Source organism: Nitrospira sp. CR1.1, assembly GCA_014055465.1.
Lineage (GTDB): Bacteria > Nitrospirota > Nitrospiria > Nitrospirales > Nitrospiraceae > Nitrospira_A.
On sequence record WIAF01000009.1, the window covers coordinates 171,040 to 183,965 of the forward strand.

17 protein-coding genes are annotated in these 12,926 nt (G+C 58.3%); 3 read left to right on the forward strand and 14 right to left on the reverse strand.

Translation table 11 applies throughout. The features are described from left to right. Window positions 1-54: 54 nt before the first annotated feature. Genes GDA65_15720 through GDA65_15730 form a run of 3 tightly spaced genes read right to left on the reverse strand, consistent with a single transcriptional unit; the run spans window position 55 to window position 3,192 of the window. Complete coding sequence (locus GDA65_15720; GenBank protein MBA5864143.1) at window positions 55-1,083, reverse strand: hypothetical protein; 1,029 nt, start codon at window positions 1,081-1,083, stop codon at window positions 55-57. After that, window positions 977-2,251 (reverse strand): hypothetical protein, encoded by a 1,275-nt coding sequence (locus GDA65_15725; GenBank protein ID MBA5864144.1) that lies wholly within the window; start codon window positions 2,249-2,251, stop codon window positions 977-979. Before GDA65_15725 ends, GDA65_15720 begins: the two co-directional genes overlap by 107 nt. After that, window positions 2,248-3,192, reverse strand: a complete 945-nt coding sequence (locus GDA65_15730; GenBank protein ID MBA5864145.1) for a histone deacetylase — start codon at window positions 3,190-3,192, stop codon at window positions 2,248-2,250. The genes GDA65_15725 and GDA65_15730 overlap by 4 nt, the downstream gene beginning before the upstream one ends. A gap of 115 nt (window positions 3,193-3,307) precedes the next feature. Between GDA65_15730 and GDA65_15735 the strand changes: the two genes are divergently transcribed. Beyond that, a complete protein-coding gene (locus GDA65_15735) occupies window positions 3,308-3,727 on the forward strand; it encodes a tetratricopeptide repeat protein (protein MBA5864146.1) in 420 nt (139 codons plus the stop codon). Between the two features lie 98 nt (window positions 3,728-3,825). Here GDA65_15735 and GDA65_15740 read toward each other — a convergent pair whose 3' ends face one another. Then, on the reverse strand, window positions 3,826-4,155 hold the full coding sequence (locus tag GDA65_15740) for a hypothetical protein (protein MBA5864147.1): 330 nt from the start codon (window positions 4,153-4,155) through the stop codon (window positions 3,826-3,828). Window positions 4,156-4,303: 148 nt separating this feature from the next. Between GDA65_15740 and GDA65_15745 the strand changes: the two genes are divergently transcribed. Then, window positions 4,304-6,121 carry an oligoendopeptidase F gene (locus tag GDA65_15745; GenBank protein ID MBA5864148.1) on the forward strand — a complete coding sequence of 606 codons (1,818 nt, stop codon included), beginning with the start codon at window positions 4,304-4,306 and terminating at the stop codon, window positions 6,119-6,121. 90 nt (window positions 6,122-6,211) lie between these two features. Here GDA65_15745 and GDA65_15750 read toward each other — a convergent pair whose 3' ends face one another. From GDA65_15750 to GDA65_15790, 9 genes are all read right to left on the reverse strand, one after another. Further along, window positions 6,212-6,472, reverse strand: coding sequence for a DUF2934 domain-containing protein (locus tag GDA65_15750; protein ID MBA5864149.1), 261 nt, complete (start codon window positions 6,470-6,472; stop codon window positions 6,212-6,214). Window positions 6,473-6,991: 519 nt separating this feature from the next. Continuing rightward, the gene (locus tag GDA65_15755; protein ID MBA5864150.1) at window positions 6,992-7,219 is read right to left on the reverse strand and encodes a hypothetical protein; all 228 of its coding nucleotides are present in this window, start codon (window positions 7,217-7,219) and stop codon (window positions 6,992-6,994) included. 203 nt (window positions 7,220-7,422) lie between these two features. Beyond that, entirely contained in the window at window positions 7,423-7,752 is a 330-nt protein-coding gene (locus GDA65_15760; GenBank protein MBA5864151.1) for a hypothetical protein, read from the reverse strand. 377 nt (window positions 7,753-8,129) lie between these two features. Further along, window positions 8,130-8,621 carry a response regulator gene (locus GDA65_15765; protein ID MBA5864152.1) on the reverse strand — a complete coding sequence of 164 codons (492 nt, stop codon included), beginning with the start codon at window positions 8,619-8,621 and terminating at the stop codon, window positions 8,130-8,132. Then, a complete protein-coding gene (locus GDA65_15770; protein MBA5864153.1) occupies window positions 8,618-8,854 on the reverse strand; it encodes a hypothetical protein in 237 nt (78 codons plus the stop codon). Before GDA65_15770 ends, GDA65_15765 begins: the two co-directional genes overlap by 4 nt. 39 nt (window positions 8,855-8,893) lie before the next feature. After that, entirely contained in the window at window positions 8,894-9,868 is a 975-nt protein-coding gene (locus tag GDA65_15775; GenBank protein ID MBA5864154.1) for a prohibitin family protein, read from the reverse strand. Continuing rightward, window positions 9,828-10,193 (reverse strand): hypothetical protein, encoded by a 366-nt coding sequence (locus GDA65_15780; GenBank protein ID MBA5864155.1) that lies wholly within the window; start codon window positions 10,191-10,193, stop codon window positions 9,828-9,830. Before GDA65_15780 ends, GDA65_15775 begins: the two co-directional genes overlap by 41 nt. Beyond that, window positions 10,190-10,459: a hypothetical protein gene (locus GDA65_15785; protein MBA5864156.1), complete on the reverse strand. Its 270-nt coding sequence runs from the start codon at window positions 10,457-10,459 to the stop codon at window positions 10,190-10,192. Before GDA65_15785 ends, GDA65_15780 begins: the two co-directional genes overlap by 4 nt. Before the next feature lie 447 nt (window positions 10,460-10,906). Continuing rightward, a complete protein-coding gene (locus GDA65_15790) occupies window positions 10,907-11,098 on the reverse strand; it encodes a hypothetical protein (protein ID MBA5864157.1) in 192 nt (63 codons plus the stop codon). A gap of 152 nt (window positions 11,099-11,250) precedes the next feature. Between GDA65_15790 and GDA65_15795 the strand changes: the two genes are divergently transcribed. After that, a complete protein-coding gene (locus GDA65_15795) occupies window positions 11,251-11,628 on the forward strand; it encodes a DUF488 family protein (GenBank protein ID MBA5864158.1) in 378 nt (125 codons plus the stop codon). Window positions 11,629-12,037: 409 nt separating this feature from the next. On the opposite strand, the gene GDA65_15800 is transcribed toward GDA65_15795, so the two are convergent. Then, window positions 12,038-12,694: a hypothetical protein gene (locus GDA65_15800; GenBank protein ID MBA5864159.1), complete on the reverse strand. Its 657-nt coding sequence runs from the start codon at window positions 12,692-12,694 to the stop codon at window positions 12,038-12,040. Window positions 12,695-12,926: the final 232 nt, after the last annotated feature.

The window sequence follows — 12,926 nt, forward strand, 5'->3', positions numbered from 1 at the left end:
ACTGCATGAATCCAGATCCGCTGTAATTCAGCATAAAGACGGCCCCCTATCCTGTCAAGACGGACGCATGCCGGTCGGCACCTGCGACTCCGACAGGCCAAGCAATTTCTGCAACGCGAGCAGATCCTTCTCCACCGGGCAGGCGAAATCCCGGCTCCACTCCCACCAGGAACCCGGATAATTACGCAGCCGCTCATACCCCGCGAGGCGCAGCACAAAATACAGCCACCCCGAACGCACCCCGCCCGTGCAGTAACACACCGTTTCATGTTTCGGATTCAGCCCCTTGAGTGCCAGCTGCTCGTGAATGGCCGCCAGATCCTTCACCGTGGCATCCGCATTGAGAAATCCGCTCCATGCGACATGCACCGCACCGGGTATATGGCCGGGTCTCGGAATGCCGGACACTTCCTTCCCGAGGTATTCTTCCAGACTCCGCGCATCCACAAGCGTCGTCGTCGAATGGGGGTTTCGCACAATCCCTTTCAACTCATCCTTCATGATGATCGCCGAGGCCACAGGCGAAACCGTGAAATTGCCGGGCGTGGGCCGGACTGCGCCATGTTCGAACGGGCGGCGCTCGTGGATCCACTTGACCCATCCGCCATCCAGCACCTTGATATTTGCATGGCCCAGGTATTCCAACATCCAGAACATGCGGCCTTCATCGCCCCAGTTGTCGAACGGATTGGAATAGATAACGACCTCGCTGTCCCGGTTGACCCCGAGCGACTGCACCCGTTTCTCGATCCGTTTTAGGTCCGGATCCAGCAGGCCTTTGGCGATGGCCTCCGGATCACTATATTCGTGCCAGGTGGAATGGACGGCGCCGGGAATATGGCCGCCGAACTCGTAGGTGGACCGTCCCCGCACATCGATGATCACTAGGCCTGGTTGTCCTAAACGTTTCTGAAGCGTCTCACAGTCTATGAGTAATGGATGTTGCATGGGTTCCTCGATCTCGGTCGGTGAATACTTACCCTCGTGGGACTGGTGGATGTGCACACGCCATCGGCGGCGGTTCAGGCAACGGATCGACGAATGCGGCCGCCAGGTCTTCGTTGAGCGGCACCTCGCGCTCATAGACCGTGAAGGCGTATGGATCGTCCGCCATGAGGCCGTATTTTGTCTTCAACATGTCATGCTGACCGTCGGTCAGAATGTGGTACCGAACACGAGCCTTCAACGTCAACCCCTTCGACGCCTCCGGCATCCGGTACGCAAATTGATAGTCCCGGCTCGCCAGAGGAAGCAGGCGGTTATCGTACAACTCCACAATGGCCGGTTGCCACATAATCCAGCGGCCCATCGTATGACTTTTTTCAGCGAGAATGCGCTGATTGCCGTCTTTCACCGTAAACTCGACGGTAAAGTGCCGGTCGGGATCGCCAGTGGGAAGCTTATGTCCCGCTCCAGCGTTCATGAGGGTTAGGGCCACCGTCACCTGCTCGCCGGGCTTGGGCCTGGGGGGATCGACTTTCACCTGAATCGCCGCCGCCCGCTTCACCATGTCGGGATCATGACCGCCGCGCCAAAGATGCCGGCGCCCCCGCCTGATCGGCCCATTCTCGGCCACCGGGCGGTCCACCTCCGGCATATGACAGCTTTGGCAGATAAAACCCCGCTCCTGCATGAAATACTTGCCTTCATACTCGGCGTAGGTGCCGCAGGGCCCCACATTGTAGAACTGCGCGGGCCCTGAGACGACATTGTGGCAACGCGAACAAAACTGCGCGGTGCGGAATGACGGATCGAATTGTGTCGGGTGTGGCGCGGCCGAATCATCAAAGGGCCCGAGAATCACCCCGTCGCGCACATGGCACGCCGCGCACGTGATCGCCTCTTTTTGCAGTGCGGCATCAAAATGGGGATTTGGTTCCTGCGTCGCCTTCTCGACGCGGCCTCGCGGGATCTCCTTCACCAATGTCGGCTGTTGATTCTCCAGCGGCGTATGGCAGTTCAAACAGACCCAGATGTGCTTATCCTTCTTCCAGTAAGCCTGAAAAAATGGGTCTTCATAGGCATGCGCATGGATACTGGTCTTCCACTCCTCATAAATCTCCCGATGACATTGTCCGCAGGATTCAGCCTTCAAGCTGGTCAACCCTTCAGGAATTTTCTGAAACGGAATGGCATGCGCATAGTCGGACCGGAGCCCGAAAATGACGACTGGTTTCACCTCGGTGTAATAGAGGTAGCCCAGTCCCGAGATCACCGCGATGCCGAGCAACAGCTTTAGCTGCCATTTCATGACGCCACCAGCGCCCGAATGTGCCGCTCCACCGAAGCCGCCAGGGCCGTCAGATTGTATCCTCCTTCAAGCGAGGACAGCAGCCGTCCCCGGCAATGCCGACCGGCGATGCCGGCCACGATCGACGTCAGCTCCGCATACCCATCTTCCGTGACGCCCATGCTGGCCAGGGGATCATCCCGATGCGCATCGAATCCGGCGGAAATGATGACCAGCTCCGGCTTGAAGGCCTCGGCGGCAGGAACCAGGACTTTCTGAAACACCGCCCGATATTCGTCGTCGCCTTCGCCCGCTTCCATCGGCACGTTGATTGTGAAGCCTTCGCCCGCGCCGATGCCGGACTCGGTCGCGCGGCCGGTTCCGGGATAATGCGGGTACTGATGGGTACTCAAAAACAGGACCGAGGGATCTGCATCGAAACTATGCTGCGTGCCATTGCCATGATGGACATCCCAATCGACGATCAAGACCCGCTGCAGGCCGTAGCGTTTCTGCGCGTAGCGCGCCGCAATGGCCACGTTGTTGAACAGACAGAAGCCCATGGCCCGCCCGGATTCGGCATGGTGGCCCGGGGGACGTACGGCGCAAAACACATGCTGCACCTGGTCGGCCATAATGGCATCCACACCGGCTAGGACCCCGCCCGCGGCCAGATAGGCGGCGGTCAGCGATCCGGGCGACATGGAGGTATCGGCATCCAGGGATATCCGTCCGCTGGTCGGCGCTTCTCTCTTGAGGTGCTCGACATACTCAGGGCGGTGGACCAGAGTCACCCATTCATCCTCGGCTATTCGCGGCGCGATGCGCGTCAGCTCAGCGGCCAACCCGCTTTGCTCCAACCTCTGCATGATCGCGCGAAGCCGGTTGGGCGACTCCGGGTGTCCGGCGCCCATGTCGTGCGCCAGATAGCGGGGATCGTAAACAAGACCGGTTGTTCCCATATTCAGAGTGCGTGAAGCGTGAAAGGTGCCACGTTACATGCCAAGCAGGAGCAGATAACGGTGTTCTGACCTCAGCGATACGCCATCGGCCATACACGCAAATCCCTCACGAGACATGAACAGTTTCTTCAGCCTATCATGCAGGAAAGAGCGTAGACAATGTGCGGAAACGCGTGCTACGGTTCTCGCACCCTTGCCGACTCACCCCGGAGATGCCATGCCGAATCCAAGAATTGAACCCCTGAAGCGAGTCTTAGCTATTGAGCCGGACGACGATGTCGCCTGGTTCGGGTTGGGAAAAGCGTATATGGAAGATGCCAACTTCGAGGAAGCCGCGAAGGCCTTGAGGCAGTGCATCACGGTGAAACCGACCTATTCCGCAGCGTACTACGCGCTGGCACAGTCGCTGCTGAAACTGAACCGTGTCGACGAATGCCGCCAGGTGTCAGACCAGGGGATCGATGTGTCCACGAAGAATGGAGACGCGATGGTAACCAAGAACCTCGAACTATTGAAGGGCTCTCTCCCCGCCTGACCCTCCACGTCGTTGATTAAGCAGCTCTCGACAGGAACGGCGCTCGCATCTGGCGCTGTTGACGAACGACCTGTCACGATGCACACATAACCAATACCTCACGCCGATGCGGCTCCGGTTTCATCGTCATCCCCGGCATTGGCCTCCGCTTCGCGCTGCTCGGCTAATGTCGTCGCCACATCATCCAACCAGCGGCCTGCCCCATCCAGCACTTCGCGCACCAACGGCTCCGGGTGGCCGGTGCGTTTCATCGTCCACTGACAGAGATAGCCCATCAAATCTTCACGCTCGAACCGCCGGGTCGATTGTGTCGATAACTGCGACAGCTCCGACAGTCCCGTCCGGAGTATCTCCGCCACCGTGTCCCGGCCATACGAGGTCGCCGCCGTCACATATTGGATCGCCCGATTGATCTCTTGTTCAGTCATGTCCCACCATGGGACGGATTGTAACACTCAAGGGAGACCTGTCAACGGTGCATCGGCCGGATGAGTGCGCCCTCAAAGAATCTACACGCCCTGAAGCGACGGGGATGGTATGATTCCGGCTATCACTCACTTTGTAGGAGCCTCGACCATGACCGTTTTGCGCAAGACTGCGTCTGCAAAATCATCCCGTCGTACCACTGCGTCCCGCGAGTTTGCCGACCGCTGGGACCTCTCCGACCTCGTCGTCGATCCCGTGAAACAATTCGACCGATATCTGAAAGACCTGAGCGTCAAGGTTGCACGTTTCGAAGCGGCGCGCCCAGACCTCTCCGCGACCATGCCCGAACAGAGCTTCTTGAATCTCCTGACCCTGTCGGAACAGATCGCCAGAGATTCCGGCCGGCTGGGAGCCTACTCGTATCTCTGGTTTTCTGAGGATACCAAGCAGCTGCAGGCCCGGTCATTCAAGACCAAAGTGGAGGAGCACCTCACGACTCTCCAAAATCGCCTCCTGTTTTTCGATCTGTGGTGGCAAAGTGTCGATGAGAAGAATGCGGAACGCTTGATGGCGAACAGCGGGGACTTCCGGTATCACCTGGAAACGATCCGGCGCTTCAAACCGCACACGCTCTCGGAACCGGAAGAGAAGATCATCAACATCAAGAACATCACCGGACAAAGCGCCGTGCATCAGCTCTACGATGTGGTCACCAACGGCTTCACCTTCACACTGCGCGTCGGCGGCAAGAAAAAGACCATGAACCGCGAAGCGTTGACGGCCTACCTGAGAAGCCCGAAAGCCGGAATGCGTGAAGCCGCCTACCGGGAAATGTATCGCGTGTACGAATCCCAGCAGGATCTGCTCGGAGAGATCTATAAGACGTTGATCAATGATTGGAAGGCGGAAAACCTTCAACTCCGCCATTTCAAGACACCGCTGGCCTCCCGGAATCTCGGTAACGATATTCCCGACTCCGCGGTGGAAGCGCTCTTAGCCGTCTGTATGAAAAACTCCCCGATCTTCCAACGCTACTTCAAGCTCAAGGCCAGGCTGTGCAAGATCAGCACGATGAACCGTTACCACATCTATGCGCCGCACCGGGCGGAACAAAAGACCTACCGATACCCGGATGCGGTCCGGATGGTATTAGACGCCTATTACGGCTTCTCACCGCACCTTGCCGAACTCGCGCAACGCGTCTTTGCCGATCGCCACATCGATGCGCGCATGAAGACGGGAAAAATGGGCGGCGCCTATTGCTACAGCGTGACGCCAAGCCTGACGCCCTATGTCATGCTGAATTTCACCGGCGAGGCGCGCGACATTGCCACCATGGCCCATGAATTAGGCCATGCCGTTCACGCCATGATGGCGGAGGAACACAATGTCTTCACCTTCCACTCGACGCTGCCGCTCGCGGAAACGGCGTCTGTGTTCGGCGAGCGTATTCTTTCCGATGCCTTGATGGCCTCGGAGACAAGCACGTCCGTGAAGCAGAGCCTGCTCATCAATCAGTTGGATGATATCTACGCGACAGTCATGCGGCAGGCATACTTTGTGGCCTTCGAACGGACTGCCCACGACATGGTGGCCCACGGCGCAACGACGAACGATCTGGCGAGCGCTTATATGACCTTACTCAGGCAGCAATTCGGAAAATCGCTGCGCGTGCCGCAAGAGTTCCAATGGGAATGGCTCACCATCCCGCATCTGTATGCCAGCCCGTTCTACTGTTATGCGTATAGCTTCGGGAACCTGCTCGTGCTGGCGCTCTATCGCATGTACCAGGAACAGGGCGGCGCATTCGTCCCCAAATATCTGGACCTGCTCGCGGCTGGCGGGTCGAAAGCGCCTCAGGCCATCCTTGCCGAGGTGGGGGTGGACATGAACTCTCACCCGTTTTGGCAATCCGGCTTCGATGCGATTTCAGGTATGGTCGATCAGCTGGAAGGGACTATGAGATGACCGAACGGCAGGACACATCGAACCCGACCCACAAGCGCCTGTGACAGGCATGGAGAACAAGGCCGGCGATCCATCGGTCGGGAGAGAGGGCTACACGCGTTCGGAAGATTTGTCCATCTCGACCGGGTGACCCAAAATTTCCCGTTCAGCCTCCAGCCAATCACGCAGGTGATACCCGTCCAGGCAGCCCCGTTGTTCATACAGCTCATGCGCCCTGGCCGCAATCCGCACTTGAATATCCTGCACAGGCCCCGAACGCTTCGCCGGGGCTGATGCCTTACCGGCCTGCTTCGCCGGTCGCGTGGCGGCCTTTTTCGGCGCGGCCTTCTTTTTCATACCCTTTTCCCTCATGTCTAGTCTCCAAACGGTACGCCCGACATTTCGCAAGGCCCCTTGTTTACGATGCTCGACCTCACCATAACATATTCAGTACGGTTCCTGTACCGCAGCGCCACCTTGTCTTCGCGGCTCAGCCGCTCCACAGTCAGGAACAATTGATTGGCCGTGAACGCCGGCACAGGGCGAAATAATTCCGCCATCGAGCAAATCCGACATTGCTGCAAATACGTCCACACCGCGGTCTCCACCCCGATTCATCATTCTGCGGCCTTCCATCATTCATGGCCTCGTCTCCTCGTTGCCGCTCGTTCTGACTACCTGAAATGCCAGGCCACTCCTGCGATAGATCTCGGCGCCTGGTAGACGCCTTTCACAAAACACGGCGGCCCTTTCGTTCAGCAAGAGCTTGACCCCGGCAGGAAGACTGAGCCCGGGGGATGAATCGGAGACGGCCAGGCCCGGACCTGACACCGTGGCGCTCACCGCCGCCAAGCCGATTCCTGGGTAAGGTTGCAACCGGCCATGAGGATATCAAGCGAGCACATTGAGCGCGGTCGTCACAATGCGGACGGGCTCGCCGGTTCCCGCCACCACAGACGGAGCAGGAGATCCGGACGATGTCTGATGGGTTACACGCGGATGGCTGACGAACCCTTCGACCTCCACGCCAACCCACTCCCGGCCCTTGTCATCAAAGAAATGCCCGACCTTTCCTCCGAACACGTCCGCATTCGCCAGGTCCAGGCTCCGAAAAGACACGCCATGATTGGCTCCCGTGCCTCACACCTGCCGGAGGTCGAACGGAAAGGTCATGCCGGCTCCGCTCGCAATGTCGATCGCTGAGCGAGCCTTCTCCATGCTTCTAGCGATCAGCAGGACAGCCAGCACCGCTCCCCGCATCAGCACCAACCGGTCACGCATGAAATGATCCTTCCTGCGGCCGAGTCGGACTCCGCTCAGATCTATGGCATCTCCTCAGCCCGTTGTTCGATCTGCTCCGCCGCCACCCGCAACTGTCGGGCGAGCGCCCGCCGCTGCTGGATCAACCGAGCATCCGCCGGCCATGGGTGCTGCAACAACATTTCGGCCTCTACCTCATGGTGATCGGCAAATGCCCGCAGTTCTTGCGCCTCTGCATGCCATTGAAGCCGACTTTCGGATGCCCCTTGCGCCGTCCCCGGCGCCAACACACCGGATTGGACGGACAACGACTTGGTGTCCGACATGCCCGCGCACCCGACAAGCGTACTCAACGCCAGAATGACACAAGCCTGGGACAGCTGAGCGTTCATGATAAGCCCTCCTCTTTTCCGCCGGTCCGTAGCGCCACTACACCATTGATCAAAGCAAGATATGGTCCTGCGGGAGAAGGGCGCGCAAAGCGCCCACAAACACTGGCGGCCGTTCTCGCATCGGTATCGAGAACGGCGAGCATCACCTCGAAAACCCAATACCTCGCAGATTCCGCACCGCTCGGCCCGTGCGGAATCGCGCCGTCGGATCGCTGGAGACTCTCCAGCTCCTTCGCGCCGAGTCAATGACGAAACCGACAGGCAATGCAGCGGGATGATTATGGATGGGACGCACACTCGTTGCGATGTGGCAGGCATGCGAGGCTCACCCTGCGCACCGAGACAACTTACCGGTGTCGAGCCACTGGAGATGAAATTTATGAGGCGTGTGACGTAATACGCTCGGATAGTCGGTCGCTATCGGGCAATGAGACCGACTCCTGCAAGGCCCGTAACAACGTCTGCGGAGAGAATGGCTTCGTGATCAGGATCCGCGCGCCTTGCTGCTTGAGGGACGGGGGGAGTTCCCGCAACTCAGCCGACAGCAGCAACACCGGTATGTCCGGCCACATCAGGCGACAAAGCAGGAGGAATTGCTCGCCGTCCAACCGGGGCATATGAAAATCAGAAATGACCGCATCAAAACGCCGTTTCTTCATCTCGCCCAACGCCTCGACGCCATCGACTGCCGCATAGACAATATACCCGGCTTGCTCAAGCACGACCGCAACCAACCGCCGCACACTTTCTTCATCGTCAGCAATCAGTACGCGCTTCCCGTAGCCCTCCATGGCGCCTCCTTCTTTCTGGTGCCTCGCAACAGTCCGTAGCCGCCAACCTGTCTCACCCTGTGCGGACAGCCCCTTCATTTCCTTGGCCGTCCGCGGATCTCCTCACTCCACACCCCTCTCCGCTGCGGGCCAGGCCTGGTGCGCCGGCCTACCAGACGGGCGGAGATGCCGCGGGCCAGCCGGATCAACGCATCTTCCAGATTGCCGCAATTCAGGCAGCGTGCGACCAGCACCCACGTATGGGTCACCCCTTCAGTCGGATTGAACAGCGTCTCGGCCACCATCAGGCCCTGACACCGGCTACATGCCATGCTTCGTCTCCTTCGATCGATCACCATCCATGAGGGGGTTTAGCGTCCCCGGCCCATCAGGTCCTGCTCCATGCGCATGAGGCTCTCAGGAGCCGGCTTCGTCCCGCGATCCTGGTCCGGGTTGATCAGAATGGGCACGCGTAAATGATCAGGCAGCAACACCATTTTGGCGTTGGGACTGTCGTACAGCTTGTACTGCAGATATTCCGGGGTCAGGGTTTTTGTAATCGTTTGTTGCGCATTCGCCTGGCCCAGCGCTCGAATCTTCAGCCCCTCGGCCTCGCCTTCCGATCTGATTCGAATCGCATCGCCCTCGCCCCGTGCCCGCCGCCTGGCGATCTCCGCTTCCTTTTCCGCAATGACGAGCTCGAATTCCTTTTGTTCTTTTTCCTGCTCCTTCGCCTGTTTGCGCTCCACCGCCTCCAGAACGATCTTGGCCAATTCAATATCGGCGAGCGCGACGCTATGCACCTCCAGATGACGCCCCTTGAGTTTTTCCACCACGACCGCCTGAACCTTACTGGCGATCTCCGCGCTCATTTCAGGAACCGCGACCATCGGATAGTTCGACACGACGCTGCGCACCGCGGCCAACAGCTCCGGTCGGACAACCCTGGGATAAAAGTCCGGCCCGATCTCCTGCGCGAGGAAATACACTTCTTCGGCAATCGGGCGCATGATGATCGCCGCCTTCAACTTGACCAGGAGATCGTCGGAACTCAGCGCATCGACCATTTCCGTGTAGCTCTGCAGCCGCACGTCATAGACATAGACATCATTCCAGGGGGCTCTCCAATAGAACCCCGACTTTAAGGTCTCGGTCGTCAGCCCTTCGGTTAACGGGTACCAGCGGAGACCGCGCTGTCCCGGACTGACCGTGTTTCCACAACCCGCCAGACCGCACAACCCTGCGATGATCAATCCGATGGTCGTATATCGCCACATGGGCTCCCCCTTCCTGCTCCGATGCCATTCAGCGGGATTCCTGGTATGCAGCTTGAGAACGCCGGTCATGCAGACGCTGATGGCGAGCGGCTATCCGCTCTTGCTCCTGCGCCGCAGCCTCGTACGATTGGGCCAAGAGGCGCGTGCCTTCGACCCAATCGGAGTGAGGACCAAATAGGCGCTCATACACGGCCACACGATGGTCGTAATCCTGCGCCATCTGTCTCAGCCTCGTGGCTTCATGCGCATAGAACTCAGCAATCTTTCCTTGATCCTGTCCCGGATCGTCGGTCTTCAGGTCGAACACAGGGGCGGTGTTCCCGCATCCGGCCAATTGGCTGGCTCCCGCTAGGGCAAGGCATCCAAGAAGAACCGGCCAGGACACGCGCATCATTGCACCTGCAGATACGCCCCCTTCGACAACAGAGGTTCTTCCTCGCAACCATGCCGCCAAACCACTTCGTAATCCGCAGCCAGGGGCAACAGTTCGACCTGGTCTTGAGTCCTCAACCGGTTCAACGCCGCGAACAGTGATTGCCACGTGTACAGGGGAAGCGCGTCAGCCAGGGTGAGGAAGGTCAATCGCCGATGGTGGTGCAGCAGCACTAAAATTTGGTTGTCGATCACATCATCACCCGGGGAACCAGCTTGACGAATCATCGCGCCTCCCCTGCACCAGAACCTGACGGTGCGCCTGCTGGAGTTCTAGTCGTGCCAAATAGCTTTGCAATATATGGTCCTATCGATTGCGGACATGCGTCGAAGGCATTCCCGCTCTGAGCGATGCTACGGAGTGGGGATCACGTAATCCCCCATTGGAGTTGAAGCATTTCGCACAGTGCATCTCGTGCGAAATCGCTCCAAGCTCCACTGTCTTTTCGCGAATCGTTTGCAGTTAAATTCACTGATCCGCATCATCACCCGACCTGGCACCTGGCTTGCTGAACGGAAACGACAGGGAGAAGAAGGAACCTCAGAAAGAACGGAGTCGTTATGCCTCGCGTGGGCATTCCAGCAGGCGGCTTCAAAACCGTCGGCCAAATTGTGGGGGCAAATGCGATACAATTTGGTTTCGGACAAGACAGAATGGAGATCACAATCGCAATGCTATCCGCTCATGTTTCCGGCGCTCCCGTCGTCGATGATCACGGCGCCTAGGTGGGGTTCATTAGCGAGTTTGACATCCTCTCTGCCCTCGCCGGATGGCATGACCTGAACGAGCTCACGGCCGAACAGCTGATGACTAGAAATACCATTGCGATTCACACGTCGCCCCATCGCGGAAGCAATGACGATCATGGCGGACACACCTCCCCTGCTCCTTCGACCCTCCCTGTCGAAGAGAACGGCGGGTCGACTATTCTTCGGTCATCCGTCATGATCTGCTGGGCGCCTCCATCAGGACGTCCGTAGACATTACAGAGTATCTAGCTACTCTGCTCTAACCTGGAATCGCCGTGGTTCATATCAAACGCGTATACAGCGAACCGGATCCGCACGATGGGATTCGAATATTGGTCGACCGGGTATGGCCGCGGGGCTGTACAAAAGAGCGGGCACGGCTTGACGGCTGGCGAAAGGAATTAGCCCCGAGCACCGCGCTCCGCAAATGGTTCGGCCATGATCCGCTAAAATGGAATGAATTTCGCGCTCGTTACCGCGAGGAGTTGGCACAACGGGAACAGCGCAGCGCTATCGAGGAACTCGCCAGGCTGGCTCGAGCGCGGACGCTCACGCTGCTGTTCGGGGCGTCAGATCTGGAGCACAATCAGGCGGTGGTCTTGAAGGAACTACTGGATGGTCAGGAGAGGGAAGAGTCTACTGGATAGCGGGGACCCAAGAAACATTCACGCACACGCATCTGGACAAGGGCTACACTCAAACGAATCGGTCGAATCGCCGATTGGAGCGCTTAGCTGGTAAGCCCCCACGTGCTCCACAGGGCTACCGCCGCTACGGCCAACATCGCCCAGGCTAACTCTCGATCTCCAACTTTCTTGATGATCTTGACCATGTCTCGACTCCTTTCTCCGTTTTAATCGCGCTCACCGTGATACCAGCCAGTAGAGCAAGGCGTATGCCATCACGATATGAAGAGAATTCACCGTTTTTTGCGGTCGTGAGGCCACAAAGTGAGCGGATTCGCACAGATCGCACTGTGCGGTTTTCTCGAAGCGGAGGTTTCGGCCTTGGATATGTCTGCGGTGGAAACAGAAAGAACAGGACTCTGGAGATACTTCACAGAGGAATGCGAGCGCGTCGTTCAAGATAGGATTTTTTGGGAAGGCCTACAGCTCTCGTGAGGTAGACGCACACCATGACTCCCAGGCTCTCCCAAAATAATAACTGCCATCGAGCCCGTTTCAGCCATGCTTCATACGTGAGGGATGCCGACGGGATTTCGCGTTCGATTCGCATCTCGAAATCACCGATCGCCTTTTCGATGGTCAAGAATAACGCTCGACCGCTCCCGCCTCGCACATAAAAGCGGACTTGCTCCTGCCTATCCGTCCCGACCACGGCGATGAGTGTCTTCTTGCTCTCGATGAACTCTTTGAGACGAGCAAACAGCACTCCTCTTCCGGCCTGCACACCGGGCACATTGGCCGTGAGCTCGGTCAAAGTTGCCATGCCGGTTTCCAGCCGGCTTTCAGCCTGATTGATCGATTCGAGGAACGATTGCTGTTCCGTGAGGAGATACCCGCGAAAGTTCGTTTCCACATCCATCACCAATCGTTGCAGGCGCACGACCTCCGTGAGAATGGTCGAACGATGGAGTTGCCGCTCCTGCTGGATACGCCATTGCTCAAATAACCACACATGCCCCAGAAACGAGAAGGCCAGCGCGACCGTAGCGACGAGAACGAGTCCGATAAACCGACCACGTATGTCCATGAATTTGCGCGAGGCTTTCCAATCATGTTGAGCCCGTCAGGCAGAACGCAGACGAAGGGCCGGGAGGAGCACCGGCCTGCCCCTCCCGACTGCTTCCGATTTCTCTACAGCCAGTTCACGCGTTCGGCCGGCCGAATGTAGATCGGCTCTTCGACCTGGATCCGCGCCACTTCCTTGCCCGACTTGTTGAAGCCCAACACGGTATCGTTGTACATATCGAACCGCTTCCCGT

Excerpts from the sequence above, each read along its gene's own strand:
- GDA65_15785 (MBA5864156.1), bottom strand. The coding sequence starts at position 10,459 with ATGATTCGTCAAGCTGGTTCCCCGGGTGATGATGTGATCGACAACCAA.
- GDA65_15725 (MBA5864144.1), bottom strand. The coding sequence starts at position 2,251 with ATGAAATGGCAGCTAAAGCTGTTGCTCGGCATCGCGGTGATCTCGGGA.
- GDA65_15745 (MBA5864148.1), top strand. The coding sequence starts at position 4,304 with ATGACCGTTTTGCGCAAGACTGCGTCTGCAAAATCATCCCGTCGTACC.
- GDA65_15780 (MBA5864155.1), bottom strand. The coding sequence starts at position 10,193 with ATGATGCGCGTGTCCTGGCCGGTTCTTCTTGGATGCCTTGCCCTAGCG.
- GDA65_15720 (MBA5864143.1), bottom strand. The coding sequence starts at position 1,083 with ATGAGCGCGAGGTGCCGCTCAACGAAGACCTGGCGGCCGCATTCGTCG.
- GDA65_15735 (MBA5864146.1), top strand. The coding sequence starts at position 3,308 with ATGAACAGTTTCTTCAGCCTATCATGCAGGAAAGAGCGTAGACAATGT.
- GDA65_15775 (MBA5864154.1), bottom strand. The coding sequence starts at position 9,868 with ATGACCGGCGTTCTCAAGCTGCATACCAGGAATCCCGCTGAATGGCAT.
- GDA65_15740 (MBA5864147.1), bottom strand. The coding sequence starts at position 4,155 with ATGACTGAACAAGAGATCAATCGGGCGATCCAATATGTGACGGCGGCG.
- GDA65_15750 (MBA5864149.1), bottom strand. The coding sequence starts at position 6,472 with ATGAGGGAAAAGGGTATGAAAAAGAAGGCCGCGCCGAAAAAGGCCGCC.
- GDA65_15770 (MBA5864153.1), bottom strand. The coding sequence starts at position 8,854 with ATGGCATGTAGCCGGTGTCAGGGCCTGATGGTGGCCGAGACGCTGTTC.
- GDA65_15765 (MBA5864152.1), bottom strand. The coding sequence starts at position 8,621 with ATGAAGGGGCTGTCCGCACAGGGTGAGACAGGTTGGCGGCTACGGACT.
- GDA65_15760 (MBA5864151.1), bottom strand. The coding sequence starts at position 7,752 with ATGAACGCTCAGCTGTCCCAGGCTTGTGTCATTCTGGCGTTGAGTACG.
- GDA65_15790 (MBA5864157.1), bottom strand. The coding sequence starts at position 11,098 with ATGATCGTCATTGCTTCCGCGATGGGGCGACGTGTGAATCGCAATGGT.
- GDA65_15800 (MBA5864159.1), bottom strand. The coding sequence starts at position 12,694 with ATGGACATACGTGGTCGGTTTATCGGACTCGTTCTCGTCGCTACGGTC.
- GDA65_15730 (MBA5864145.1), bottom strand. The coding sequence starts at position 3,192 with ATGGGAACAACCGGTCTTGTTTACGATCCCCGCTATCTGGCGCACGAC.